Origin of the sequence: Pseudarthrobacter sp. IC2-21, assembly GCF_034048115.1 — a bacterium.
GTDB classification, from domain to species: Bacteria; Actinomycetota; Actinomycetes; order Actinomycetales; family Micrococcaceae; genus Arthrobacter; species Arthrobacter naphthalenicus.
Genome location: NZ_CP139145.1, coordinates 3475566 through 3497608, shown reverse-complemented (window position 1 = coordinate 3497608; position 22043 = coordinate 3475566). Strand labels below are relative to the sequence as shown.

General features: G+C 67.1%; 22 protein-coding genes. 14 read left to right on the top strand and 8 right to left on the bottom strand.

What is annotated here, in order from left to right; genetic code table 11:
• The first annotated feature begins 10 nt into the window (after positions 1-10).
• Positions 11-922 (top strand): NUDIX hydrolase, encoded by a 912-nt coding sequence (locus SBP01_RS16140; RefSeq protein WP_275213193.1) that lies wholly within the window; start codon positions 11-13, stop codon positions 920-922.
• Positions 923-1116: 194 nt separating this feature from the next.
• Here the strand turns inward: SBP01_RS16140 and SBP01_RS16135 are convergent, their stop codons facing one another.
• A complete protein-coding gene (locus SBP01_RS16135; protein ID WP_123254700.1) occupies positions 1117-1794 on the bottom strand; it encodes a Crp/Fnr family transcriptional regulator in 678 nt (225 codons plus the stop codon).
• Between the two features lie 253 nt (positions 1795-2047).
• Here SBP01_RS16135 and SBP01_RS16130 point away from each other — a divergent pair, with 253 nt between their 5' ends.
• A complete protein-coding gene (locus SBP01_RS16130; protein WP_320536473.1) occupies positions 2048-3232 on the top strand; it encodes a MarP family serine protease in 1185 nt (394 codons plus the stop codon).
• A gap of 27 nt (positions 3233-3259) precedes the next feature.
• On the opposite strand, the gene aroQ is transcribed toward SBP01_RS16130, so the two are convergent.
• Positions 3260-3745, bottom strand: a complete 486-nt coding sequence (aroQ, locus tag SBP01_RS16125; RefSeq protein WP_320536472.1) for a type II 3-dehydroquinate dehydratase — start codon at positions 3743-3745, stop codon at positions 3260-3262.
• 174 nt (positions 3746-3919) lie between these two features.
• Positions 3920-5932, bottom strand: coding sequence for an acetate--CoA ligase (acs, locus tag SBP01_RS16120; protein ID WP_275213472.1), 2013 nt, complete (start codon positions 5930-5932; stop codon positions 3920-3922).
• Positions 5933-6339: 407 nt separating this feature from the next.
• On the opposite strand from acs, the gene SBP01_RS16115 reads away from it, so the two are divergent.
• Genes SBP01_RS16115 through SBP01_RS16105 form a run of 3 tightly spaced genes read left to right on the top strand, consistent with a single transcriptional unit; the run spans position 6340 to position 9176 of the window.
• Positions 6340-7656 (top strand): hypothetical protein, encoded by a 1317-nt coding sequence (locus tag SBP01_RS16115; protein WP_275213196.1) that lies wholly within the window; start codon positions 6340-6342, stop codon positions 7654-7656.
• Positions 7657-7665: 9 nt separating this feature from the next.
• Positions 7666-8502 carry an endonuclease III gene (gene nth, locus SBP01_RS16110; protein WP_414004235.1) on the top strand — a complete coding sequence of 279 codons (837 nt, stop codon included), beginning with the start codon at positions 7666-7668 and terminating at the stop codon, positions 8500-8502.
• Positions 8499-9176, top strand: coding sequence for a CoA pyrophosphatase (locus tag SBP01_RS16105; RefSeq protein ID WP_320536471.1), 678 nt, complete (start codon positions 8499-8501; stop codon positions 9174-9176). The genes nth and SBP01_RS16105 overlap by 4 nt, the downstream gene beginning before the upstream one ends.
• A gap of 109 nt (positions 9177-9285) precedes the next feature.
• On the opposite strand, the gene SBP01_RS16100 is transcribed toward SBP01_RS16105, so the two are convergent.
• Both SBP01_RS16100 and SBP01_RS16095 read right to left on the bottom strand, forming a co-directional pair.
• On the bottom strand, positions 9286-9483 hold the full coding sequence (locus SBP01_RS16100) for a YegP family protein (protein ID WP_275213198.1): 198 nt from the start codon (positions 9481-9483) through the stop codon (positions 9286-9288).
• Between the two features lie 124 nt (positions 9484-9607).
• Positions 9608-11320 (bottom strand): bifunctional 3'-5' exonuclease/DNA polymerase, encoded by a 1713-nt coding sequence (locus tag SBP01_RS16095; protein ID WP_320536470.1) that lies wholly within the window; start codon positions 11318-11320, stop codon positions 9608-9610.
• A 90-nt stretch (positions 11321-11410) separates the two neighbouring features.
• Between SBP01_RS16095 and SBP01_RS16090 the strand changes: the two genes are divergently transcribed.
• The 8 genes from SBP01_RS16090 to SBP01_RS16055 all read left to right on the top strand — a co-directional run bounded on the left by SBP01_RS16090 (position 11411) and on the right by SBP01_RS16055 (position 17233).
• Complete coding sequence (locus SBP01_RS16090) at positions 11411-11626, top strand: AsnC family protein (protein ID WP_190990663.1); 216 nt, start codon at positions 11411-11413, stop codon at positions 11624-11626.
• 82 nt (positions 11627-11708) lie between these two features.
• Complete coding sequence (gene ssd / locus SBP01_RS16085; RefSeq protein WP_320536469.1) at positions 11709-12920, top strand: septum site-determining protein Ssd; 1212 nt, start codon at positions 11709-11711, stop codon at positions 12918-12920.
• Entirely contained in the window at positions 12917-14206 is a 1290-nt protein-coding gene (locus tag SBP01_RS16080; protein ID WP_320536468.1) for a TadA family conjugal transfer-associated ATPase, read from the top strand. Before ssd ends, SBP01_RS16080 begins: the two co-directional genes overlap by 4 nt.
• Complete coding sequence (locus SBP01_RS16075) at positions 14203-15132, top strand: hypothetical protein (RefSeq protein ID WP_320536467.1); 930 nt, start codon at positions 14203-14205, stop codon at positions 15130-15132. The genes SBP01_RS16080 and SBP01_RS16075 overlap by 4 nt, the downstream gene beginning before the upstream one ends.
• A complete protein-coding gene (locus tag SBP01_RS16070) occupies positions 15129-15752 on the top strand; it encodes a type II secretion system F family protein (protein WP_275213204.1) in 624 nt (207 codons plus the stop codon). Before SBP01_RS16075 ends, SBP01_RS16070 begins: the two co-directional genes overlap by 4 nt.
• Positions 15753-15954: 202 nt before the next feature.
• Positions 15955-16317 (top strand): DUF4244 domain-containing protein, encoded by a 363-nt coding sequence (locus SBP01_RS16065; RefSeq protein WP_320536466.1) that lies wholly within the window; start codon positions 15955-15957, stop codon positions 16315-16317.
• A 110-nt stretch (positions 16318-16427) separates the two neighbouring features.
• Entirely contained in the window at positions 16428-16877 is a 450-nt protein-coding gene (locus SBP01_RS16060; protein ID WP_320536465.1) for a TadE family type IV pilus minor pilin, read from the top strand.
• Positions 16874-17233: an Rv3654c family TadE-like protein gene (locus SBP01_RS16055; protein ID WP_320536464.1), complete on the top strand. Its 360-nt coding sequence runs from the start codon at positions 16874-16876 to the stop codon at positions 17231-17233. The genes SBP01_RS16060 and SBP01_RS16055 overlap by 4 nt, the downstream gene beginning before the upstream one ends.
• Here the strand turns inward: SBP01_RS16055 and SBP01_RS16050 are convergent.
• On the bottom strand, positions 17206-19638 hold the full coding sequence (locus tag SBP01_RS16050) for a DEAD/DEAH box helicase (protein ID WP_320536462.1): 2433 nt from the start codon (positions 19636-19638) through the stop codon (positions 17206-17208). The two genes, SBP01_RS16055 and SBP01_RS16050, sit on opposite strands and share 28 nt — an antisense overlap.
• A gap of 27 nt (positions 19639-19665) precedes the next feature.
• Positions 19666-20358: a GNAT family N-acetyltransferase gene (locus SBP01_RS16045; protein ID WP_320536460.1), complete on the bottom strand. Its 693-nt coding sequence runs from the start codon at positions 20356-20358 to the stop codon at positions 19666-19668.
• A 168-nt stretch (positions 20359-20526) separates the two neighbouring features.
• Here SBP01_RS16045 and SBP01_RS16040 point away from each other — a divergent pair, with 168 nt between their 5' ends.
• Positions 20527-21420 carry a rhodanese-related sulfurtransferase gene (locus tag SBP01_RS16040; protein WP_320536458.1) on the top strand — a complete coding sequence of 298 codons (894 nt, stop codon included), beginning with the start codon at positions 20527-20529 and terminating at the stop codon, positions 21418-21420.
• A gap of 174 nt (positions 21421-21594) precedes the next feature.
• On the opposite strand, the gene SBP01_RS16035 is transcribed toward SBP01_RS16040, so the two are convergent.
• Positions 21595-22032, bottom strand: coding sequence for a hypothetical protein (locus SBP01_RS16035; RefSeq protein ID WP_320536457.1), 438 nt, complete (start codon positions 22030-22032; stop codon positions 21595-21597).
• Positions 22033-22043: the final 11 nt, after the last annotated feature.

Below are 22043 nucleotides of genomic sequence, written 5' to 3'. Positions count from 1 at the left end.
GTTCACTCAATTGCCTCAACTTGCCAGACGCTTGTTCGCCCTCCCTCCGGAACTGGAAGGGGCGGCCCGAAGCTGGTTCGAACACGGTGAGCGGACTCCGCGTGCCGCCCGCCTGGCATCCTCCGTGGTGCTTCTGCGCGATTCGCCCACCGGCCTGGAGACGTGGCTGGGATACCGGCCAGGCTCCTCGCCGCTGGGCGTTCTCGCCTTCCCCGGCGGTTCTTTGGAGGCGTCGGACGACGACGCCGTCGGCTGGCTGGGCCCGTCACCGCAGCATTGGGCTGAGCAGATGGGAACGGCCGACGTCGGGCTGGCGCGCCGCCATGTGGTGGGCGCCATCCGCGAGCTCTTTGAGGAAACCGGCGTGCTCCTGGCCGGACCGGACATGTCCAACACGGTCGAAGGCACATCGAGCCACGAATGGATGAAGATCCGGGTGGCCGTCGCCGATCAGGAGAAGACTTTCACCGAGCTGCTCGCCAAGCGGGGACTCTCGGTACGGACGGACCTGCTGAAGCCGCTGGTCAACTGGCGGAGCCCGGACTTCGCCCACCGCCGCTTCGACACCCGGTACTTCGCGGCTACGGTGCCGGTGAATCAGCAGCCGAGCCTGCTGGAGGGCAAGGGCATCTGGGGGCGCTGGGTGTGCGCCACCAAGGCCATCGCCGAACGCGACACCACCGCCCTGGGGGACGAGGTGGGCCAGGAGAACACCGTAGGCCTCACCCTTAGCCAGCTCCTGGTGCCCGGCTCGGAGATCATGCTCGAAAAGATGGCCGCCGCGAACGGCTGCATCGCCTACCTCAGCTACAAACGCAAGCCGCACGTTTATCAGCCGAAGCTCGTTGAAGAGGACGGCAAACTGATGCTCGAGGTTGAAGCGGCCAAGACAGTAGCCGGGGTCCCGCAGCGCGAACGCTGACCCACCCCCGCTGGGTTGAGTCCGCCGGCCAGCGGCCCTTCGCCGCCCCCCACCCCACCCCGGACGCTCTCTCACTTAATGTGGGTTTCCCCCCGACGCTCTCTCACTTTCTTGAAGAAAGTGAGAGAGCGTCGGTCGTTTTCGCGCATTAAGTGAGAGAGCGTTGCCGGACCTTGGGCCGGACGCAACTGGGACTAGCGGGAACGCTGGCGGAGGCGCTGCATGTCCAGGATGACTACGGCGCGGGCCTCGAGGCGGAGCCAGCCGCGCTGGACGAACTCGGCCAGGGCCTTGTTGACCGTCTCGCGGGAGGCGCCGACCAGCTGGGCCAGTTCTTCCTGTGTGAGCTCGTGGGCCACCAGGACGCCGTCGGTCGCCGGGCGGCCGAAGCGGTCCGCCAGGTCCAGGAGGGCCTTGGCCACACGGCCCGGGACATCGGAGAAGACCAGATCGGACAAGGAATCGTTGGTGCGGCGCAGGCGGCGCGCCAGAGCCTGCAGCAGCTGCGCGGACACCTCGGGGCGGGTCCGCAGCAGGCCGTTGAGGCTTTCGTTCTTCAGGCCGGCCAGCCGGGTCTCGGACACCGCGGTGGCCGTGGCGGTCCGGGGGCTGGGATCGAAGAGCGCCATTTCGCCGAACAGTTCGCCCGGGCCCAGGATGGCGAGCAGGGATTCGCGCCCATCGGGGGACGTGCGGCCCAGCTTCACCTTGCCGGAGACGATGAAGTAGAGCTGATCACCCTGGTCGCCTTCGCGGAAGACCGAGGCGCCGCGGGAAAGGTCCACCTCGGTCAGCTCATCGGTCAGCAGCCGGAATGCTTCGTCGTCAAGCGTGGCAAATAGTGGTGCTCGGCGCAGTACCTCGATGTCCATGAAATCTCCCAAATAAAAAGTGTCGGCTGTGGCGCTTGTGCCATTGTTTCAGAATTTTCGGCGTTCTGTGACGTACTTGGCAGCGGAAACGCCGTTCGGAGGGTTCGTGCAGGCCCGGCCGCACCAATGCCGGCGGCTGCGGGCAGCATTCTGCGTCCTGCCGCGGCGGGAAGGGCCGGCCGCGGGCACTCCCACAGAAGAGCGTCAGCGTACGGCACTAGAATTGGGTCTCAACCGTATTAGAGGAGCGTCAGTGTTTGGCTTGACCGTTCTGGACCTGGCGCTGATCCTGGCCCTGCTGTCTTACCTGATCTATGGCCTGCGTAATGGCTTCCTGGTCACGCTCGGGGGAATTGCGGGCTTCGCCGCGGGCGCCGTGGCTGCCTTTTTTGCCGTACCGCTGGTCAGCGAGATCGTGAAAGACTCCGGCTGGAGGCTGACCGCGATTGTGGCTGCTGCCGTGGTCCTGATGGCCATGGGGCATGGCGTGGGGACCATGGCCGGGCGGAAAATCCGCGGTGCCGTGCGGGTTCAACCGCTACGGGCGGCGGACCGGCTTATTGGCGGCATCGTCAATGTGGTGGTGTCAGCGCTGGTGATGTCCATGCTGGCCTTCAGCGTCAGCTCCCTGGGCGTTCCCTTTGTGTCCCAGCAGCTGGCGGAGTCCAAGGTGATCCGCTACATCGACGGCCTGACGCCGGTCCCGGTGAAGGCGACCCTCGCGCAGTTGCGTTCAACGGTGATCGGCAACGGCATCCCCACGCTGATCGAAGGCCTGGGGCAGGGGCCAAAAGTGTCCGTGCCTAACGCCAGCACTAATACACCGGCCCTGAACCGGGCCGCCGACTCGGTCCTGAAAATCGCCGGAACGGCTTACCAGTGCGGCCAGAACCAGACCGGCACCGGCTTTGTGGTTTCCCCGGGACGGGTTGTGACCAACGCCCATGTGGTGGCGGGCGTGTCGCAGCCGGTGGTGGAGATCCCCGACGGCGGAGCGATGCCGGGACGTGTGGTCTACTTCGACACCCGGCATGACCTCGCCGTCCTGGCCGTTGACGGCCTGCCGTCCGAGCCGCTGGCCCTGGCCTCGGACCTTCCCAACGGCAGCCAGGCGGCCTTCGCCGGCTATCCTCACGGCGGCCCCTTCAAGTCCAACCCCGCCACCGTCCAGGACATCGCCTCGGTCCTGGTACCTGACATTTACGGCCAGAACCCGGCCCCTGAGGACATCTACCGGCTGGCCGGGGACGTCCAGCCGGGAAACTCCGGCGGCCCGCTGCTGACCACTGAGGGCCAGGTGGCCGGCGTCATCTTCGCCAAGGCAACCTCTGACGCAGAACTGGGCTTTGCGATCACCATGGAGGACCTCTACCCGGTGGCGTCCCAGGCTGCCGGGTTCAGCGCCCCCGTGTCATCGGGGCAGTGCATCCAGAAGTAGCGCCCCCGGACCGGAGGCGGGCCTGAATCAGAGGACGTCGGCCAGGTAGTCGATGGCGAGCTTGTAGCCGAACACGCCGGCTCCCACGATCACGGCTGCGCACACCGGGGACAGGAACGAGTGGTGACGGAACTCCTCCCGCTGGTGCACGTTGGTGATGTGCACTTCGACGGCGGGCAGCTGCACCGCTGCCAGGGCGTCGCGCAGCGCAACGGACGTGTGCGTGTACGCGCCCGCGTTCAGGACAATCCCGACGGCGTTGGTGCGGGCCGCGTGGATAGCGTCGAGCAGGACCCCCTCGTGGTTGGACTGGACGCATTCGACGTTGAACCCGTGCGCTTTCGCGGCGTCGGCGGCGAGCCGTTCGACGTCGGCGAGCGTGGAGGTGCCGTACTTTTCCGGCTCGCGGGTTCCGAGCAGATTGAGGTTGGGGCCGTTGATCACCAGAATGGTGCCCCGGCCGGCCGTGGTGCCGGTACCGGTCCGGACGTTTTCGGTGGCGTGTTCAGTCATGGGTCCAATTTACCGGTCGGATCCTGCACCATCATTCGGCCCGCCGGGCCCGTGCCGCCTTGCTTTCCGGCGTCCGGCGGCAGCGGCACGTGAATGATGGTGCAGAATCCTACGGGCACGGGCACGGGCACGGGCACGGGCATGGACCTTGCCCGCTACCCTCAAACCCTGGACCTACTTGCGCAGCGACGCCGCGATCTGTTGCATCACGGTGTTGTCGGCCAGGGTGGTGGCGTCGCCCGGGTCCCGTCCTTCGGCGACGTCCTTGAGGAGGCGGCGCATGATCTTCCCGGAGCGGGTCTTGGGCAGTTCCGGGACCACGAGGATGGTCTTCGGTTTGGCGATGGGACCGATTTCTTTGCCGACGTGGTTCCGGAGTTCCTGGACGATGGCGTCGCCGGAGTCCACGGCGTCGCCGCGGAGGATGACGAACGCGACGACGGCCTGGCCGGTAGTCTCGTCCGCGGCGCCCACGACGGCGGCTTCGGCCACGGCCGGGTGGGAAACCAGGGCGGATTCGATCTCGGTGGTGGAGAGGCGGTGCCCGGAGACGTTCATGACGTCATCCACGCGCCCCAGGAGCCAGATGTCACCGTCCTCGTCTTTCTTGGCGCCGTCGCCGGCGAAGTACATGTCCTCGAACCGGGACCAGTAGGTGTCCTTGAACCGTTCCGGGTCGCCCCAGATGCCGCGGAGCATCGCGGGCCAGGGTTCGCGGATCACCAGGAAGCCGCCGTGGCCGTTGGGCACGGACTCGCCCATCTCGTCCACCACGTCCACGGCGATGCCGGGCAGCGGGGTCTGTGCGGAGCCGGGCTTGGTGGCGGTCACGCCCGGCAGCGGTGCGATCATCTGCGCGCCGGTTTCGGTCTGCCACCAGGTGTCCACGATGGGGGTCTTGTTGGCGCCGATAACGTCCCGGTACCACATCCAGGCTTCGGGGTTGATGGATTCGCCCACCGAGCCCAGGACCCGCAGGGAGGAAAGATCGTACTTGTCCGGGATCTCCCGGCCCCACTTCATGAACGTCCGGATGGCGGTGGGGGCGGTGTAGAGGATGGAGACCTTGTACTTTTCGATGATCTCCCACCAGCGGCCCTGGTGCGGGGAGTCCGGGGTGCCCTCGTACATGACCTGGGTGGCGCCGTTGATGAGCGGGGCGTAGGCGACGTAGGAGTGGCCGGTGACCCAGCCGACGTCGGCCGTGCACCAGTACACGTCCGTCTCGGGGTGCAGGTCGAAGACTGCCTTATGGGTGTAGGCGCCCTGGGTGAGGTAGCCGCCGGTGGTGTGCAGGATGCCCTTGGGCTTGCCCGTGGTGCCGGAGGTGTAGAGGATGAACAGCGGGTGCTCTGAGTCGTGCCCGACGGCGGTGTGCTGGGCGGATGCCTGCCCGACGGTGTCATCCCACCAGTGGTCCCGGCCTTCGTGCCAGTCCACGTTCTGGCCGTTGCGCTTGACCACCACGACGTTCTGGACGGTGTGCTCGCCCTCGTGCGCGAGGGCCTCGTCCACGGCGGTCTTCAGCGCGCTGGGCTTGCCGCGCCGGTAGGTGCCGTCGGCGGTGACCACGAGCTTGGCTTCGGCGTCGTCGATGCGGGAGCGGAGGGCTTCGGCGGAGAAGCCGCCGAACACCACGGAGTGCACGGCCCCGATGCGGGCGCAGGCCAGCAGCGTGATCACGGCTTCGGGAATCATGGGCAGGTAGACGGCCACGCGGTCGCCCTTTTCCACACCGAGGGACTCAAACGCGTTGGCGGCTTGCTTCACCTCATCGGTGAGCTGGGCGTAGGTGTAGGTGCGGGTGTCGCCGGGCTCGCCCTCGAAATAGATGGCCACCCGGTCGCCCAGGCCGTTCTCGACGTGCCGGTCCAGGGCGTTGTAGGCCGCGTTGACCTCACCGCCCACGAACCACTTCGCGAACGGCGGATTCGACCAATCCAAGGTCTCGGTGAAGTCCTTGGACCAGGTCAGCAGCTCCCGGGCCTGCCGTGCCCAGAACGCGGGACGGTCGGCGTCGGCCTCCGCATAATCTGCTGCGGTGACAACGGCGTCGGCAACAAATTCGGGGCTGGGGGCAAAGGTGCGGTTCTCGTGCAGCAGGTTTGAAATTGCGTCGCCCTGCTGGTCGCTCTGTGCGGTGGCCGCAGTGGCGGTGGCGGTGGAGCCGGGAGTGTCCTGGGACATGGTGAACCTCATCATTCATCGGTCTTTTCTGCGGCATGCCGTCACCCGGCCATACTCCGCCGCAGTGCGCATTACGGGGCACGGCAGGTCACGAATGTTCCGCAAACAGCTGTTCCGGAACCAAGCCTAATGCCCAGCCCGTTCCGATGTGTCACCTGTCACAGTGCAGCCCGCGAACGGCATTTATTTAGCGGTGAATGGTTACGGAAGCGCGCCCGGCGCCCTTCCACGGGGGCGGATCAGCTAGTGATCGGCCATGCGGATGACTAGGCTGAGATTGGATTGTGACTTTCTACGGAGCTGCCGGATCCGGTGCAACATTGCCCGGGACCGCTGGCTGCCGCCGTTCCGGACGGCACAGTTTTTGGGACGGAACCGTCCCGTGCCGCCACGCTTAGGAGAACAGAATGAACCAGCAAATCGTCGGCCAGAAACCGGGCCGTGCAACGGAGGCAGGGCCTGGCGCAACCGAAAGGGACGGCGCCGCCAGCGGTTCACAGCGGCCTGCTTCCGCCAAACCCGGCACCACCAACCAGGCTGTGCTGGGTCCCTTCACCATCCGGGACCTCGCGGTTTTCGCGGCCACCCTGGTCCTGCTGATCGCCTCGCTGCTTCCGATCTTCTTTGGCCGGTTCAATCTCTGGAACGCCGGCAGCCTGTTCTTCCTCGGCCTCGGCATTGTGCTGCCACTGATCGTCACCGCACTTTTTGCCGCCCGCCGGCTTGCCCCCGCAACGAAGGTCCGCATCGGATCGCTCTCCGTTGACCAGTTCGCCTCCGTGGTGGCGTCCTTCGCACTGGCATTCTTCTTTGTTTCCGCTGCCGCTGCCTACGTCCCGAGCCTTCTCGTGGGCCTGGTGGGTTCCGTGATCCTCTTCGGAGCGACTGTGCTGGGCCGCTTCATCCCGTTCTTCGCCGGGGACTTCCTGGGACGTGAGGAAACCACTGCCCACCTGGTGGCCCGCGAGTCAGCGGTCCCGCTCCCCAAGCCGCATACCCCGAAGGAGCCCAAGCCCGCTGCCGCATCCGGGGCCGGGTCCAAACGGGGTTTCGGGCTCCCTGCCGGCCTGTGGCCGTCCAAACATTCCGGCCCGTCCGCACAGGCCGCTTCAGCCCCGGATGCCTCGGCGCCTGCGGCCGGTACTGCTGACGGCACCGCCACCCCGGGGGCCACGGCAGTGTCCTCGGCCCCGGAAGTCCGGGAGTGGACCCCGGCCGGTGACCCGACTCCGGCAACGCAAGCCGCCGACGTCGTTCCTTCAGCCCCGCAGCCAAACGCCCGCGCCGCGTCCGCCGCGGAGGAAACCAGGATGGGTGACGTCCCGGCCGCCGCGACGGCTGATCAGGCCGCTCCCACCGGGGCGCCCGCGGCCGCGCCCGAACCAGTGCACGACGGCGCCGCGCAGGCCCCTGCCCGGCAGTCTGCAGCGGAACCTGCCGCCACGGCCGTGCATCAGCAGGTGCGCAGCGCAGAGCCGATCGGGGCGACCGTGGACCCTGCCAGCCGGCCGGAAGAATCGGATGCGCCGGTCCACGAGGCTTTCTGGTTTGCCGTGGCGCAACACCGCACCGCCGTCGATCCCCGGACGGGTGCCCCTGCATTCGTGATCGAACCCGGCGGCTGGGTGCTCGCCCTGGAGGACCGTGGCCACGAATTCCTGGTCCAGCACACCGACGGTCGTCTGGGCGTCCTGCGCGACCTCAGCAACATCGAGCGCGGCTAGCCAGGTCACGTGGCCATCTCCCGTTCAGCCGGCGCCGCACCGGCCAGAGTTGCCGCACCCCGCCCGGCAGAGTCATTGCTGGCATTAAAGCGCCGGGCGCGGCGGATCAATAAAGCCCTGGCGGAGAAATACCCCTACGCCCACGCCGAGCTCGATTTCCGGAACCCCTTTGAACTGGTGGTGGCCACGGTCCTGTCCGCGCAGACCACCGATGTGCTGGTCAACCAGGTCACCAAAATCCTGTTTGCGCGGTACCCGGATGCGCGGGCCATGTCCGAAGCCGAGCCCGCCGAGCTGGAAGCGATCCTGCAGCCCACCGGGTTCTTCCGGGCCAAAACGAAGAACGTGCTCGCGCTCAGCCATCGCCTGGTTGATGAGTACAACGGCGAGGTGCCCGGCCGGCTGGAGGACCTGGTGACCCTTCCCGGGGTTGGCCGGAAGACAGCGAATGTGGTGCTCGGTAACGCGTTCGGCATCCCCGGCATCACCGTTGACACGCACTTCGGCCGGCTGGCGCGGCGGTTCGGGTGGACCGAATCCGAAGATCCCGTACAGGTCGAGCACGACGTCGCCGAACTGTTCGAACCGAAGGACTGGACCATGCTCTCGCACCGGGTGGTGTTCCACGGGCGGCGGGTGTGCCACTCACGCAAGCCGGCATGCGGGGCGTGCCCGGTGGCCAACTGGTGCCCCAGCTACGGGCTGGGTGAAACCGATCCCGGGAAGGCGGCCAAGCTGCTGAAATACGAACTTGCGCCCGGCAATGAAGCCCTGCTGGCACAGTTGCTGGCCGAAACCCATCGGGCTGCGGAAATCCGTATGGAATCCCAGAGGCGGCTCCCGTGAGCGCCCGCCAGGACCTGATCGACCTGGTGCAGCGATCGGACAACGGTAACGTTACCGCCCCGAATACTGCGTGGGCCGCGCTGACCGTGGACGAAGCGATTGCCCGGAAGGCGGCCGTTCTGATGCTGTTCGGCGTGCTGGACGATGTCCCGGCGTCCTCGAGCAAACCGCTGGCCGCCGCCGACCTGGACGTGCTCCTGCTTGAACGGGCACACACCCTGGGCTCGCACCCGGGCCAGGTCGCCTTCCCCGGCGGCGGCATCGACGACGGCGAAACCCCGGTGGCCGCGGCCCTTCGGGAGGCGGAAGAGGAAACGGGGCTTGACTCGTCCGGCGTCGAAGTCCTCGGGACGCTGCAGGAACTCGGACTGGCCCGCAGCAACTTCCTGGTGACGCCCGTGCTCGGATGGTGGGCTTCGCCGTCGCCCGTGGGCGTTGTGGACTACGGCGAATCAGCACAGGTTTTCCGGGTCCCCGTCCGTGACCTTCTGGACCCGGACAACCGGGTTACGGCAACAGTCAGCCGTGGCAGCAAAACCTTCAGCAGCCCGGCCTTCGCCGTCTGCGGTGTGCTGGTATGGGGCTTCACCGGGATCATCCTCGACGGCCTCTTCGAACAGCTGGGCTGGGCGGTTCCATGGGACCGAAGCCGCGTACACGAGGTGGCGTTCTGAGCCTGCCGGCTTAGATCGGAGCCTGCCGGCTTAGATCGGAGCCTGCCGGCTTAAACGGCGAAGGCCCGGCCTGATGGCCGGGCCTCCGCCGGGTGCCGGGTTCGGCCCCCTAGCTGGGATGTGGTTTGTGGCGCAGATCCACCACCACGCCAGTGGCGGCGTTTTCCCGTAGGGCATTGATGCCGTCCTTCAGCGCACCGAGGTGCTTGAAGTCCGGCGATACGGCCACGATTTTGCCGTTCTTATCTGTCAGTTTGAAGCGGTATGCTTCGTCGCCAACGCGGTGTATTTCAAATTTTCCGGGCATGCTCCGGACCTCCCGTATGCGTCATTGCACGTTGAGCCCCCACCCTCTGCATAAGCGGGGCTCCCCTGACTGTAACCATGGCCGTTGCGCGGAAGCCAGCTACTGCCGGGTAGGTTACTTTGGGCTACTTGGCGTTGTCGTACGAGTCCACCACGGCCACGCTGACCGGGAATTCCACCGGGATTGGTCCGAACAGCAGCTCCTTGGCGGCGGCCGCGGCATCCTCGATCGCGCGGATGCAGGCGGCAACACCCGCCTCCGGCGCATGTACCATCACCTCGTCATGCAGGAAGAAGACGAGTTCCGCCTGAACGGAACCGTCGGCACGCAACGCCCGCAGCCGCCGTCGTAATTCCGCCAGCCAGCAGGCCGCCCAATCAGCGGCCGAGCCCTGCACCACGAAGTTCCGCGTGAACCGGCCGCGGGAGCGGGCGATCGATTCCGCGCGGCGCTGCTCCTCCGCGGTGGCGGACTGCTGGCTCCGGAACCAGGCTTGCGACGGCGGCGGGCTGCTGCGGCCCAGCCGTGTGGTCACGGTGCCGCCGGCTTCACCCTCGCGGGCAGCCTGCTCCACGAAGCCGACGGCGTGCGGGTAGGTCCGCGCAAGTTGGGGCATGAGCCGTCCGGATTCTCCGGTCGTGGCACCGTAGATAGCCCCCAGGAGGGCTGTCTTGGCCTTGGCGCGATCGCCACCGAAGCCCTGGGCGGCGATGCCCGCATACAGATCCTTGTCGCGCGCGGCCGCAGCCATCTTCGAGTCCTGCGCGAGGGCCACCAGGACCCGGGGTTCCAGCTGCGATGCGTCGGCGACGATGAGTTTATGGCCGGGCCCGGCATGGACGGCGCCGCGGATTTGGCCTGGAATCTGCAGGGCACCGCCGCCACGGGAAGCCCACCGCCCCGAGACCACGCCACCCACCACATACTCGGGCCGGAAACGGCCGTCACTCACCCACGCGTCCAGCCACGCCCAGCCGTTGGCGCTGTGCAGGCGGGACAGCTTCTTATAGGCCAGGAGCGGCTCGATGGCTGGATGGCTGGACTCCATCAGTTCCCACTGCCGCGTGCTCTTGACCTCGATGCCGTTGCGGTGCAGGGCACGCATCAGGTCCTGCGGGGAATCCGGGTTCAGCGCGGGGGAATTGAGGAGGTTCCGCAGTTCATTATTCAGGGCTTCAAGTTTCGCCGGCCGGTGGCCCGGCTGGGGCCGCGGCCCCAGATAGTCGGCCAGGATCTGCTCATGCAGGTCCTCGCGCCACGGAACGCCTGCATGCTGCATCTCCGCGGCGATCATGGCACCGGCGGATTCGGCGGCGAGCAGCAACTGCAGCCGTTTCCGCTTGTTCTCCAGCGGATCTGCGTCGGCCAGGGCGGCCTGCTGCGCGGCATACTCCGCACGCAGTTCCGACAGGGTATGGCGGGGGGAGCGGTGCCGGACGTCCTCAAACAAGGCACCCTGATCGGCCGGCGGAGGCGGCGGCTGAAGGGCGCGCGGCGGTTCCTGGGGATCATCCAGCGGGGCTTTCTCCGCCTGCTGCGCGTATTCGGTGTGGGCGGTGAACTCCGAATACGCCAGGATAGTGCCGCAGAGGCTCAGGTCGTAGCATCGTTCCACTTCCACGCCGGCCGCGAGCAGCGCCGGATACCAGTCCTGGGTGCGGTGCCAGATCCAGCGGGGTGCCGCCTCCCGTGGCCGGGTTTCAAGGTGGCGTACGAAGCCGGGCAGCTCGCTTGCGCTGATCAGCCGCGGTTCGGGGCGGTCCGGGTGCGGATCGCCCGCCTGGGTGACCTGCTGGAGGGCGGCGCCATGGGAGTGGGCAGCGAGCAGCAGATACATGGGGTCAATTCTGCCTTGTCCAGGGGGTTGGCGTTGCAACGGCCGTCAACATGTGTTGACGTTCCGCGGGTTGTCAACTAATGTTGACGCATGGAGGTGGATCGGATGAAAACGCTGGTGGCATCGATGGACGGGAAAGGCCCCGCTGAAGCGCTCTACGCCGTCGCGGAACTGCAGAAGGAGGTAGGCCGCACGGAAGCCTCCCTGGTCCGCAAAGCACGGCAGGCCGGGCTCTCGTGGGAGGCAATCGCCCTCTGCCTGGGAGTCAGCAAGCAGGCCGTGCACCGGAAGTACGGAAAGCAGTAGCCGGCCGTTTCCCGCTCGGGAGTTGTCCACATAGCGCGGCCCGGCACTGTCTCCGTGACGGGCGGCAATGGAGAGTTGCTCCATGAGCAGGCACCAGCTATCGCCGTCCCCTTCCGAGCAGCCAGAGACGCGCGTGTCCCGGGCCAGGCCGTCGCCTCCGCGCGGAACCCGGCCCGGCCCGGTTGGCGCGGGTGCGCCGGGTGCCGGCGCGGCAGGGAACGCGTGGCTGCCTGATTCCGCAGCCGCCGAGGTGCTGTTGGTGACCGGCTACGACGTCCTGCAGGGTGAGGTTGAACAGATTGTGGCCGCGGCCGGGAGCCAGCTGCGGGTGGTGCCTGACGTCACAGCTGCGGCCCTGTACTGGGATTCCGCCGCCGCCGTGCTCGTGGGAAGCGATGTCCGGGAGTTGCCGCCGCGGCGCCGGGCACCTGCCGTGCTCGTCGGTCTGAACGGTGAGGGGGACAGTCTTTGGCATCTCGCCGCGGCCCTCGGGGCCGAACGGGTGGCAGTGCTTCCTGACGCCGGTGCGTGGCTGGCCGAGTACCTGAGCCGATCGCGCTCGCCGGAGACCGGCGGCCTGGTTCTGGGAATTACCGGGGGCTGCGGCGGGGCCGGTGCCACCACCTCCGCCATTTGGATCGCCCAGGCGGCAGCCGGCCTGGGAGTGCGTGTATTGCTCGTTGACGGGGACCCCTGGGGCGGCGGTTTGGAACTGGCGCTGGCGGCCGAGGAGACGCCCGGCCTGCGCTGGCCGGACCTTGCAGGCGCCAGCGGCAGCATCGACCCGGAACAGTTGGCTGATTCCCTTCCGGTCGTCGGAGGATTTTCCTTCCTGTCGTGGCCCGGCAGCAGGGACAGGACAGCGCCGGTGGACGCCGCCACCGCGGGCGGGGTCCTGGATGCAGCCCGGCGCGGTTATGAACTCGTGGTGGTGGACATTGGCCGCGGTGCCGAGCCGGTACAACTCTTCGCCTGGGACTGCGACCGGCTCCTCGTAGTGGTGCCGGCGCAGCTCAGGGCCGCGGTGGCCACCGCCAGGCTCCTTCATGAGCTTCCGCCGGTTGAGGCGGCCCTGCTGGTCCGGGGCAGGGCCGGAGCCGCTCTGGACGGCGGCCTGATTGCCGACGCCGTGGGGTTGCCGGTCCAAGGCCGGGTTCCCGAACTGCGCGGCGTCACCGCCGCCGGCGAGAACGGGCGGCTGCTTGAGTTTGGCAACCGACGGAGCGTCAGGCACTTCGCCGCATCGGTTCTTGATCTGGTCGCCGGCGAAATTCCGGTCGGAGACTTGCCATGACTGCAGGACCGTTCGGCGGGAGGCAACCTGTAACGCCGGCACCCGCTCCGCAGTTCGCTTCGCCGCTGCCGGACAAGCTGAACGGAACCCGCCGCCGCCAGGCGCGGGTGCTGGACCGGCGGGGGCTTGATTCAGCCCTGCTGGAGACGGTCCGCGAGTCAGTCATGGCAGACTCCGGCCCGGTCACGGCCTCCCGTGTCGCGGCGGCAGTACAGGCCACCGGTAGGCTGCTGGGAACCGCCGGCTCGCTGGCAGCCGTTGAAAGGATCAGCGCGGAACTGAACGGCCTCGGCCCCCTCCAGGAGCTGACCCGGGACGTTCGGGTCACCGACATTTTTGTGAACGCGCCGGACTCGGTCTGGATTGACCGCGGGAGCGGCATTGAACCCGCAGGGGTCTCGTTTGACGGTGAGGCCCAGGTGCGGGCCCTGGCCTCCCGTCTCGTGGCAGCCGGCGGCAGGCGGCTGGACGACGGCTCGCCCTGCGTTGATGTCCGGTTGGACGGCGGCTACCGCATCCATGCGATCCTGCCGCCCATTTCGACAGCAGGCACGCTGCTGAGCATCAGGATCCGGCGGGAACAGGTCTTCACCATGGATGAACTCCGCGCCGGTGGCATGTTCTGCGGCGTGGTGCAGGAGGTACTGGAACGCATTGTTGAGCATCGGCTGAGTTTCCTCATCAGCGGAGCCACAGGCTCAGGGAAGACCACCATGCTCTCCACCCTGCTCGGGCTGTGCTCACCCGCGGAACGGCTGGTGCTGATCGAGGACGCCTCTGAACTGAACCCCGTTCATCCGCACATTGTTTCGCTTGAGTCCCGGCACGGAAACCTGGAAGGCGGCGGCGAGGTGGATCTGGGCGAGCTCGTCCGGCAGGCACTTCGGATGCGCCCGGACCGGCTGGTGGTGGGGGAGTGCCGGGGTGCTGAGGTCCGGGAACTCCTGACGGCAATGAACACCGGCCACACCGGTGGAGGAGGCACCATCCACGCCAACACCGCCACGGCGGTCCCCGCACGATTGACGGCGCTCGGTGCGCTCGCAGGCCTGGGCCCGGACGCCGTCCGGCTGCAGGCGGCCAGTGCTCTCGATGTTGTCATCCATGTTGCGCGGGCCCGCCACGGCCGGCGGGTAGCCTGCGTGGGCGTAGTGCAGGACGGTCCGGCCGGACTCGTTGTGGTGCCGGCTCTGGAGAACAGAGACGGCGAGACCTGTACCGGTCCCGGCTGGGAAATGCTAAGAGGGCGGCTGGGCCTGTCTCCGGACCTGGGTGCTGCGGCGTGACACTGCTGCTGGCCGGCACTTTGATGCTGGCGGTCATCCTGTTGCTGAGGCCTCCGGGCGGCGTTGCGGACCGCTTTCGTCGTGCCGCCGGACCGGCCGCCCAACGTTGGGGCGGGGTCGGTAGGGGTACCGCCGGGCATGCCGGCTCGCGCCGTTCCGGGATTGGAACCGGCTTATGGATCCTGTGGGGCAAGGCACACCGTGCGGACAAGGACCGCGAGCAGCTGTCCCTGACACTGGTGGTGCAGCAATTGGCTGCGTTGCTCAAGGGCGGACGCACGCCCTCAAGGCTTTGGGACGAATTATGGCTGGTCCACCAGGGCCACCCCGGCACGGGTCCACGCCGGTCTGAAGGCGCTGGCGAACAACCGGAACCGGCACAGAGACCACAGATACAGGGGACCGGGCAGGTCTTAGCGCCCGCGCAGAAGCCAGGGGGCGCCCGGAAAAGGCCGGGCCTGAGCGCAGGCTCCCTGACCGTACTCGGCACTGTGCGGGCAGCAGCCTTCCGCGGCCTGCCGGTATCGCAAGCCATCAGGCGCTCCGCTCCGGCGGCATTTCCGCGTGCAGCGGGCAGGGAGCCACGGATCTGGCTGGAACTGGCTGCGTGCTTCGATATAGCCGAAGCCAGCGGCTGTCCGCTGGCTGAGGTCCTGGCCCGGTTTGCGGCCCAACTGGAAGTGGAGGATGACGCCGACGCTGCCAGAGAAACAGCACTGGCCGGACCCAAGGCCACCGTGAGTCTCCTGACCTGGCTTCCCGTGATGGGACTGGGGCTTGGCATGGCGCTGGGGGTGGATCCGCTGGCCATGTTGTTCGGTACGCCGCTGGGAATGGCCGCGCTCGCCGCAGGAGTTGCCTTGACCATAGCGGGAAGAATCTGGTCCGCCCGGCTGGTGCATGCTGCGGCAGGGGCCGCGCCATGACCTCCCCTCTGATGACCGTCGCGGCGCTCGTCATCGTGCTTATCCTCGCCTCCTATCTGGCCTTCTCCCAGCCCGGCCGGGTACGGCAGCGGCTGCTGAGGTTGAGCAACGGGCCTGCCGGGCAAGGGAGAAGCCCGGGTGCCGGCAGCGCTCGCTCCCGGGCCAGCGGCGAGGACTCCGTTGACGGGCTTCGCGACACTGCCATGATGCTCGAGCTGGTAGCCGCCATGTTGGACGCCGGGTCAGGGATTGGCCGCTCACTGGAGCTCGTGGCGGCCTCCGCGTCCAAGGATTACAGCAAGGCACTGCGCCCCGTGGTGTCGGCCCTCGCTATCGGTGCCGACTGGGAGACCGCATGGCGCAGCTCCGAAGTCCGGCTGCCTGAGGTCCTGGAGCTGCGTGACGCACTCGGATTCGCTGCGCTGACCGGCGCTCCGTCATCGGCCATTCTCTACGCCCAAGCTGCCCGGTTACGGCGGGAAAGGTTCCGTGCTGCCGAGAAACGAGCCGCCTCCCTGGGCGTAAAGCTGGTCATTCCGTTGGGCCTGTGCTCACTGCCTGCCTTCATCTGCCTGGGCGTGGTCCCGGTTCTCCTGGCCCTGGTGCCCTCCGGATCCTGAGGCGTTGACCGCCGGCCCGCTGGCCCGCTCTCAGGGCAGCGGACTGCGGTGTGCACCCGCAGACGCCCTCTCCATTCCTCCACAGGCGCGGAAATGGCCACCTTTTCCACTTGGCAGGGGTTCGCCCTTACCGCCGCTTTGGAACACCGGAAGAGTCGAAGTAGCCGGCAACTCGGCCGGAGCACAGAAGGGAAACACCACCATGACCATCACCCAATACAGCATTGCCCCCGCCCCGGCACCTCAGCCCGGGAAGGGAGTTGTCGGCACAACAGGCTGGGACTCCGCAGGGCCGGCCGGCCCCGAATGGGATGCGTGCACCTGTCAGCGGCAGGAGGCGACGCAGCCCACCGGCAACGTTGTGCAGCTCTACCCGGTTATCCGCGGGGCGACGGAGCGGCGGCAACGGCTCACGGCATCGGAAGCGGGTATGGCGACAGCTGAGTATGCCATTGCCACCCTGGCCGCCGTGGGCTTTGCCGGAATTTTGGTCTTCATTCTCCGCAGTGATGAAGTACGAGGATTCCTGCTCAACCTCATCCGCACAGCACTAGCCTTGCCATGAGTGGCGCGCCGGCAGCGTTGCACCCGGGCACACGGGGAGTCCGGAACAGGAAGGCCGCAGCAGGCATTTCCCGTGGTGACAGGCGGGAACCGGGAAAAGTCCAGAGCACCATGGCCGGGGCCGTGACGGCGGAGTTCGCTGTTGCGCTGCCGGCTGTCTTGCTGCTGCTCGCCCTGTTGCTGTCCGGGGCAGCTGCCGGCGTAACCCAGCTCAGGCTCGAGGAGGCTGCGCTTGCCGGCGGCCGGGCCCTTGCCCGTGGCGAGGACCCGTCCGCCGCTGCGGGAATCGTCAGGGCATTGGCGGGAACGTCGGCCACTGTCTCCGTTGTCGCCGACGGTGAGTGGCTGCACGTAACGGTGGCTGACCGGGCGGGCGGGCCCCTGGCGTCCACACTCCCGTGGACCCTTACGGCAAAAGCCAGTGCCCGGCGAGAGATGCCAACGGCGGCCGGCCCGCCCCGGCCCGGCCCGCTGTTGCAGGAACGGACGCCGGTGACAAACCTGAAGACGGTTGCGTGCCTCGAAAGGGTTGCGGCATACCTGAACACGGTCGCGGCATGAGCAGCCCGGCGGCGGACCACACCGAACGCGGTTCCGGGACCATCCTGGCAGCAGGACTGGCCTTGGTGATCATCATGACCATGACCCTCATGCTGCTCCTGGCGCAGTCAGCGGTGATGGCCAGCAGGGCGGCTGCAGCCGCGGACTTGGCCGCGCTTGCGGGGGCCGACGCCCTGCGCGGCCTGACCTCGGGGGCTCCGTGTGCCGTGGCCGCTGAAGTGGCGGCCCGGCACGATGCCCTCATCACCAGCTGCACGGAGGGGACCGGTCAGACAGTTGAGCTCCGGACCATGCTCAATGCCCGGGGCATGCTGGGTGCGGCCAGCGGTCATGCGCGGGCCGGACCGCCGCCCTGAGCCGCCGCCGGGTTGAGGTCCCGCTGCGGATGCGCCGGCAGTTCCAGGTCACGCCGCGGCGCTTCGCTCGAGTCCTGGAGGAGTACATCAATCAGGGTGATGGCCGCAGCCTTGTCCAGGGGGTTGTTCTTGTTCCCGCATTTGGGGGACTGGACACAGGAGGGGCAGCCGGACTCACACTCACAGGCCTTGATGGCGTCCCGGGTGGCCGAGAGCCAGACTTTCGCCTTATCAAAACCTCGCTCGGCAAAGCCCGCACCGCCGGGGTGCCCGTCGTAGACAAAGATGGTTGGCACTCCGGTGTCGGCGTGAATGGCCGTGGACACCCCGCCGATGTCCCAGCGGTCACTCGAAGCGACCAGAGGCAGCAGCCCGATGGCTGCGTGTTCGGCCGCATGAAGGGCGCCCGGGAACTGCGCCTCGATCAGCCCCGCGCCGGTGAGGGAACGGTTTTCCACCACAAACCAGACGGCCTTGGTGAACAGGTCCCTGGCGCCCAGCTCCAAGGGTTCCTCACCGAGGATTTCATTCGAGATCAGGGCCTTCCGCTGAAAGGAGACCACCTGGGTTGTGACCTTAACGTCGCCGAAGTGCACGGAGACGTCGCCCCACTGTGCAGTCCGCTGGGTTTCAAGGACCTCGATCTGGGTCACGTCCCGGGCCGTGGTGTAGTAGTCCGGATTGGCCCGGCGCACCATGACGCAGTGGTCGTCTTCGTTCAGTTCCTCCACCACGTAGCTGTCTCCCTGGTGAACGTAGACAGCTCCGGTGTGGGCCTGGTAATGCGTCTGGGGCGAGTCCATTGTTCCCAGCAGGGAGCCCGTGTCGGCGTCCACGATGCTCACGGGGCCGCCGCCGTCGGCCCGGAGGTTCACCATGGCGGCGGCGCTTTGGGAGTGGGTCCAGAACCAGCCTGCCGGGCGGCGCCGCAGGTAGCCCTGGGCAACCAGCTGCCCCAGCAACTTCTCGGACGTGCTGCCGAAGAGATCCAGCTCGGCCACGCCGAGCGGGAGTTCCGCGGCTGCGGCGCAAAGATGCGGCCCCAACACATAAGGATTGGAGGGATCAAACACGGTCGCTTCGACCGAGACGTCAAAGATCGCCTCCGGATGGTTCACCAGGTAGGTGTCCAGGGGGTCATCGCTGGCAACAAATGCAGCGATGGCATCCTGGCCCGCACGGCCGGCCCGTCCGATCTGCTGGAACAGTGAGGCGCGGGTTCCGGGCCACCCGGCCACCAGGACGGCGTCCAGGCCGGAGATGTCTATCCCGAGTTCCAAGGCAGAGGTGCTGGACACACCCAGCAGCTCCCCTGACCGGAGCGCCTTTTCCAAGGCACGCCGTTCCTCCGGCAGATAGCCGGAGCGGTACGCGGCCACCCGTTGCGGGAGGCTCGGGTCCACCTCGTCCAGCAGGCGCTTGGTGATCGAGGAAATGGTCTCCGCGCCTCGCCGGGACTTAATGAAGGCGATGGTCCGGATCCGGGCGGAGACCAGGTTGGCCAGCAGGTCAGCCGTCTCGGCAACGGCTGTGCGGCGCTCCTTCGCCCCGTTTTCCCCTTTCAGCTCCGTCAGCGCGGGCTCCCAGAAGGCCACAGTGGTGGAGCCATGCGGGGAGCAGTCCTCGGCGACGGCCCGGACCGGCGCCCCGATCAGGCGACCGAAGGAGGTGCCCGGCTCCGAAGCTGTGGCCGAAGCGGCGATGAACACCGGTCCTGGATGGGCGGTGCCGGCACCGTAGTAGGCGCAGATGCGGCGGAGCCGGCGCATCAGGTTGGCCACATGCGAACCGAACACGCCGCGGTAGCTGTGGGCCTCGTCCACAATCACGTAGCGCAGGCGGCGGAAGAAGCTTGCCCACCAGGCATGGTTTGGGAGAATGCCGAAGTGCAGCATGTCCGGATTCGCGAGAATGAAGTTGGCGTGGTCCCGGATCCACCGCCGGGAGGCAGGATCTGTGTCGCCGTCGTACGTCTCGGCCCGAACGGTCGGCAGTTTCAAAGAACGGATGGCAGCGAGCTGGTCCGCGGCCAGCGCCTTGGTGGGGGAGAGATACAGCGTGACGGCACCGTCGTCGTGGATCTTCCCCGGTTCGGACACCACCCGAAGCTCCGAGCGGTGGATGGCATCCAGCGCCGGTAGCTGGTAGGCAAGGGACTTTCCGGAGGCCGTCCCGGTGGCTATCACCACGTGCTCCCCGCCGTGGGCAAGGTCTGCCGCCTCGATCTGGTGGCGGTAGGGCTCGTGAATGCCCAAGGAGCCGTACGCGGCAACGAGGTCAGGGTGCGCCCAATCCGGCCACGGCTCGTGGACAGCCCGGCGTGCGGGGATGGTGTGGACATGACGGAGCTGCTCCGGGTCCGGGCCGCGGCCCAGCAACGGGATCAGGGAGTCATGGGGGTTCACCCCAACATTCTTTCACCCGCGGAAAAATCAGCCCACGGACAGGTCCGCGCCCTCCTGAGAGGTGGACAGCATCAGCACACGGCACACCACGGACCAGCCCAGATGGGAATACAGTTTCTGGCCATCGAGGGAAGCCAGCAACAGGCCGTTTTCCACATCCGGGCCGATGGCTTGCGCCGCGAGGGCCTTCATGATGAAACTGCCCAGGCCGCGGCGCTGGAACGCGGGCTGGACCACAATCTTGTCGAACACCGCCGTTCCGTCCACCACGAACACTCTGCCGCTGGCCGCAATCTCCTCACCGGAGCGGACAACGGCGTGGTGGACGCCGTCCACCTGGGACGTGACCAGGTTCAAATCGTCATCCGAGAGCCACGGATCCTCGGTGTCCTGGGTTTCCATGTCCACGATCATCATGGCCTGGGAAGCGGACGTGATGTTCAGCCCGTGTTTCCCGGCCAGCTGGTTGTAGCGGAGGACATCATTGGTCAGAATGGTCAAAATCCGGGCGGGAGCTTCCGCGGTCTTCGCTACCAGGGCCGCGAACTCGTCGTCGGAGGGGTCGTGGGCGAAGTATTCCCAGTCCCCGGTGGTGTCGGCCCGCAGTACAGCGGGGAAGCGGCCTTCCGTTGATGTCTGGTATCCGCGGCAACCGGCCCAACCGGTTACCCAGACTTCAAGAAGGTTTGTAATGTCTTCAACCAAGGCGTCCGGACTCATGTGATGAGGTTATTCCAGCCCCGCCACAAGTAACAGGGGTTCCGTACCCCGAACTGACTTGCTTATGCAATCGTGACCACCGCCCACGTCGACATGGCGGCGAGGTGATGCCGGTGCAGTCCGGCAGCGGCGGAGTCGGGGCAGGCCGCAACCAGTACCCTTAAATACGTGGCTCTGAACAGAATTGTGCTCTTTTACGGCTTTACCCCCATCACCGACCCGGACGCGGTGCGGCTCTGGCAACGCGCGCTGTGCGAGAAACTGGGGCTGACCGGACGCATCCTGATCTCCAAGGACGGCATCAACGCCACGGTGGGCGGCGAGATCGGCGCGGTCAAGCAGTACGTCAAAACCACCCGGGAGTACAAGGGTTTCCACGGCATCGACGTGAAATGGTCCGACGGCGGTGCGGAGGACTTCCCGCGGCTGAGCGTTAAGGTCCGGGACGAGATCGTCTCCTTCGGCGCTCTCGGCGAACTCAAGGTGGATGCCAACGGGGTGGTGGGCGGCGGCACACGCCTGTTGCCCGAGGAACTGCACGAGCTGGTGGACGCCAGGAAGCAGGCAGGGGAGGACGTGGTGTTCTTTGACGGCCGTAACGCCTTCGAGGCCCAGATCGGGAAGTTCAAGGACGCAATCGTCCCCGACGTTGCCACCACGCACGACTTCATCAAGGAACTCGAGTCCGGCAAATACGACGCCCTGAAGGACAAACCCGTAGTCACGTACTGCACCGGCGGGATCCGCTGCGAGGTGCTCTCCAGCCTGATGGTGAACCGCGGCTTCAAGCAGGTCTACCAGCTCGACGGCGGCATTGTCCGCTACGGCGAAACCTTCAAGGACCAGGGCCTCTGGGAAGGCTCGCTCTATGTTTTCGACAAGCGCATGCACCTGGAATTCAGCGAAGAGGCAAAGACCATCGGTCAATGCGTCCGCTGTGCCGCACCCACCAGCAAGTTTGAGAACTGCTCCAACCTCAGCTGCCGCACCCTCACGCTGTACTGCTCCGAATGTGCCGCCAGCCCGGAGACGCTGCGCTGCCCGGAAGGCTGCGCTGCCTGACCCAGCATCAGAGCAGAATAGCCGGAACGCAATCTCGCCGTCCCGTGAATCACCTGGCGGCCCCGGTTTCGGCCGCCGGCACCGGCCCTGCGTCCGCGTACTCACACCCGCTCAGCGCTGCCGCTGCGAAAAATACCCCGCCCGCCACCATAAGACGCCCGGGGCCCGCGCTCATTAGCCGGCCTGCACAATCTGATAGGCGTAGAGTGTCGGCGCGTCCACGCTGGAGACGCTGAGTTCCAGCGGCCCGGTTTTTGCCACGGTGAGTTTTGTGGTCTCCCGGGTTCCGTAGCAGGCAGCGCCGAGATCCACGAGCTCCTGGCCGGCGGACCGCACGGCGAGGAAGGCCTTGCCGCCGCCGTCGCACACCAGCGTCAGCGAGTAGGTGCCGGCGGCCACGTTTTCCGTGTGGTCCACGGGGCGGGCGTTGAGGATTCTGCCCGAGTCCTCGGCCACGATGCCGTCGGTGGAAGGCAGCGCCGTGGCCTTCCACCCCGGCACATCGGCGTTCTCCACAGAGAGCTGCTGGGCGCAGCCGGAGGTGCCCAGGACGACGGCGGCGGCAGCCAAAGCGGTCAGGGCACGCGACAGGAAGGGAGGAAAGAGAGCCATGCGTCAAACTT

Excerpts from the sequence above, each read along its gene's own strand:
- SBP01_RS16100 (WP_275213198.1), bottom strand. The coding sequence starts at position 9,483 with ATGCCCGGAAAATTTGAAATACACCGCGTTGGCGACGAAGCATACCGC.
- SBP01_RS16055 (WP_320536464.1), top strand. The coding sequence starts at position 16,874 with ATGAGCAGCCCGGCGGCGGACCACACCGAACGCGGTTCCGGGACCATC.
- SBP01_RS16070 (WP_275213204.1), top strand. The coding sequence starts at position 15,129 with ATGACCTCCCCTCTGATGACCGTCGCGGCGCTCGTCATCGTGCTTATC.
- SBP01_RS16135 (WP_123254700.1), bottom strand. The coding sequence starts at position 1,794 with ATGGACATCGAGGTACTGCGCCGAGCACCACTATTTGCCACGCTTGAC.
- SBP01_RS16065 (WP_320536466.1), top strand. The coding sequence starts at position 15,955 with ATGACCATCACCCAATACAGCATTGCCCCCGCCCCGGCACCTCAGCCC.
- ssd (WP_320536469.1), top strand. The coding sequence starts at position 11,709 with ATGAGCAGGCACCAGCTATCGCCGTCCCCTTCCGAGCAGCCAGAGACG.
- SBP01_RS16080 (WP_320536468.1), top strand. The coding sequence starts at position 12,917 with ATGACTGCAGGACCGTTCGGCGGGAGGCAACCTGTAACGCCGGCACCC.
- aroQ (WP_320536472.1), bottom strand. The coding sequence starts at position 3,745 with ATGACTGAACACGCCACCGAAAACGTCCGGACCGGTACCGGCACCACG.
- acs (WP_275213472.1), bottom strand. The coding sequence starts at position 5,932 with ATGTCCCAGGACACTCCCGGCTCCACCGCCACCGCCACTGCGGCCACC.
- SBP01_RS16115 (WP_275213196.1), top strand. The coding sequence starts at position 6,340 with ATGAACCAGCAAATCGTCGGCCAGAAACCGGGCCGTGCAACGGAGGCA.
- SBP01_RS16035 (WP_320536457.1), bottom strand. The coding sequence starts at position 22,032 with ATGGCTCTCTTTCCTCCCTTCCTGTCGCGTGCCCTGACCGCTTTGGCT.
- SBP01_RS16060 (WP_320536465.1), top strand. The coding sequence starts at position 16,428 with ATGGCCGGGGCCGTGACGGCGGAGTTCGCTGTTGCGCTGCCGGCTGTC.
- SBP01_RS16095 (WP_320536470.1), bottom strand. The coding sequence starts at position 11,320 with ATGTATCTGCTGCTCGCTGCCCACTCCCATGGCGCCGCCCTCCAGCAG.
- SBP01_RS16045 (WP_320536460.1), bottom strand. The coding sequence starts at position 20,358 with ATGAGTCCGGACGCCTTGGTTGAAGACATTACAAACCTTCTTGAAGTC.
- SBP01_RS16090 (WP_190990663.1), top strand. The coding sequence starts at position 11,411 with ATGGAGGTGGATCGGATGAAAACGCTGGTGGCATCGATGGACGGGAAA.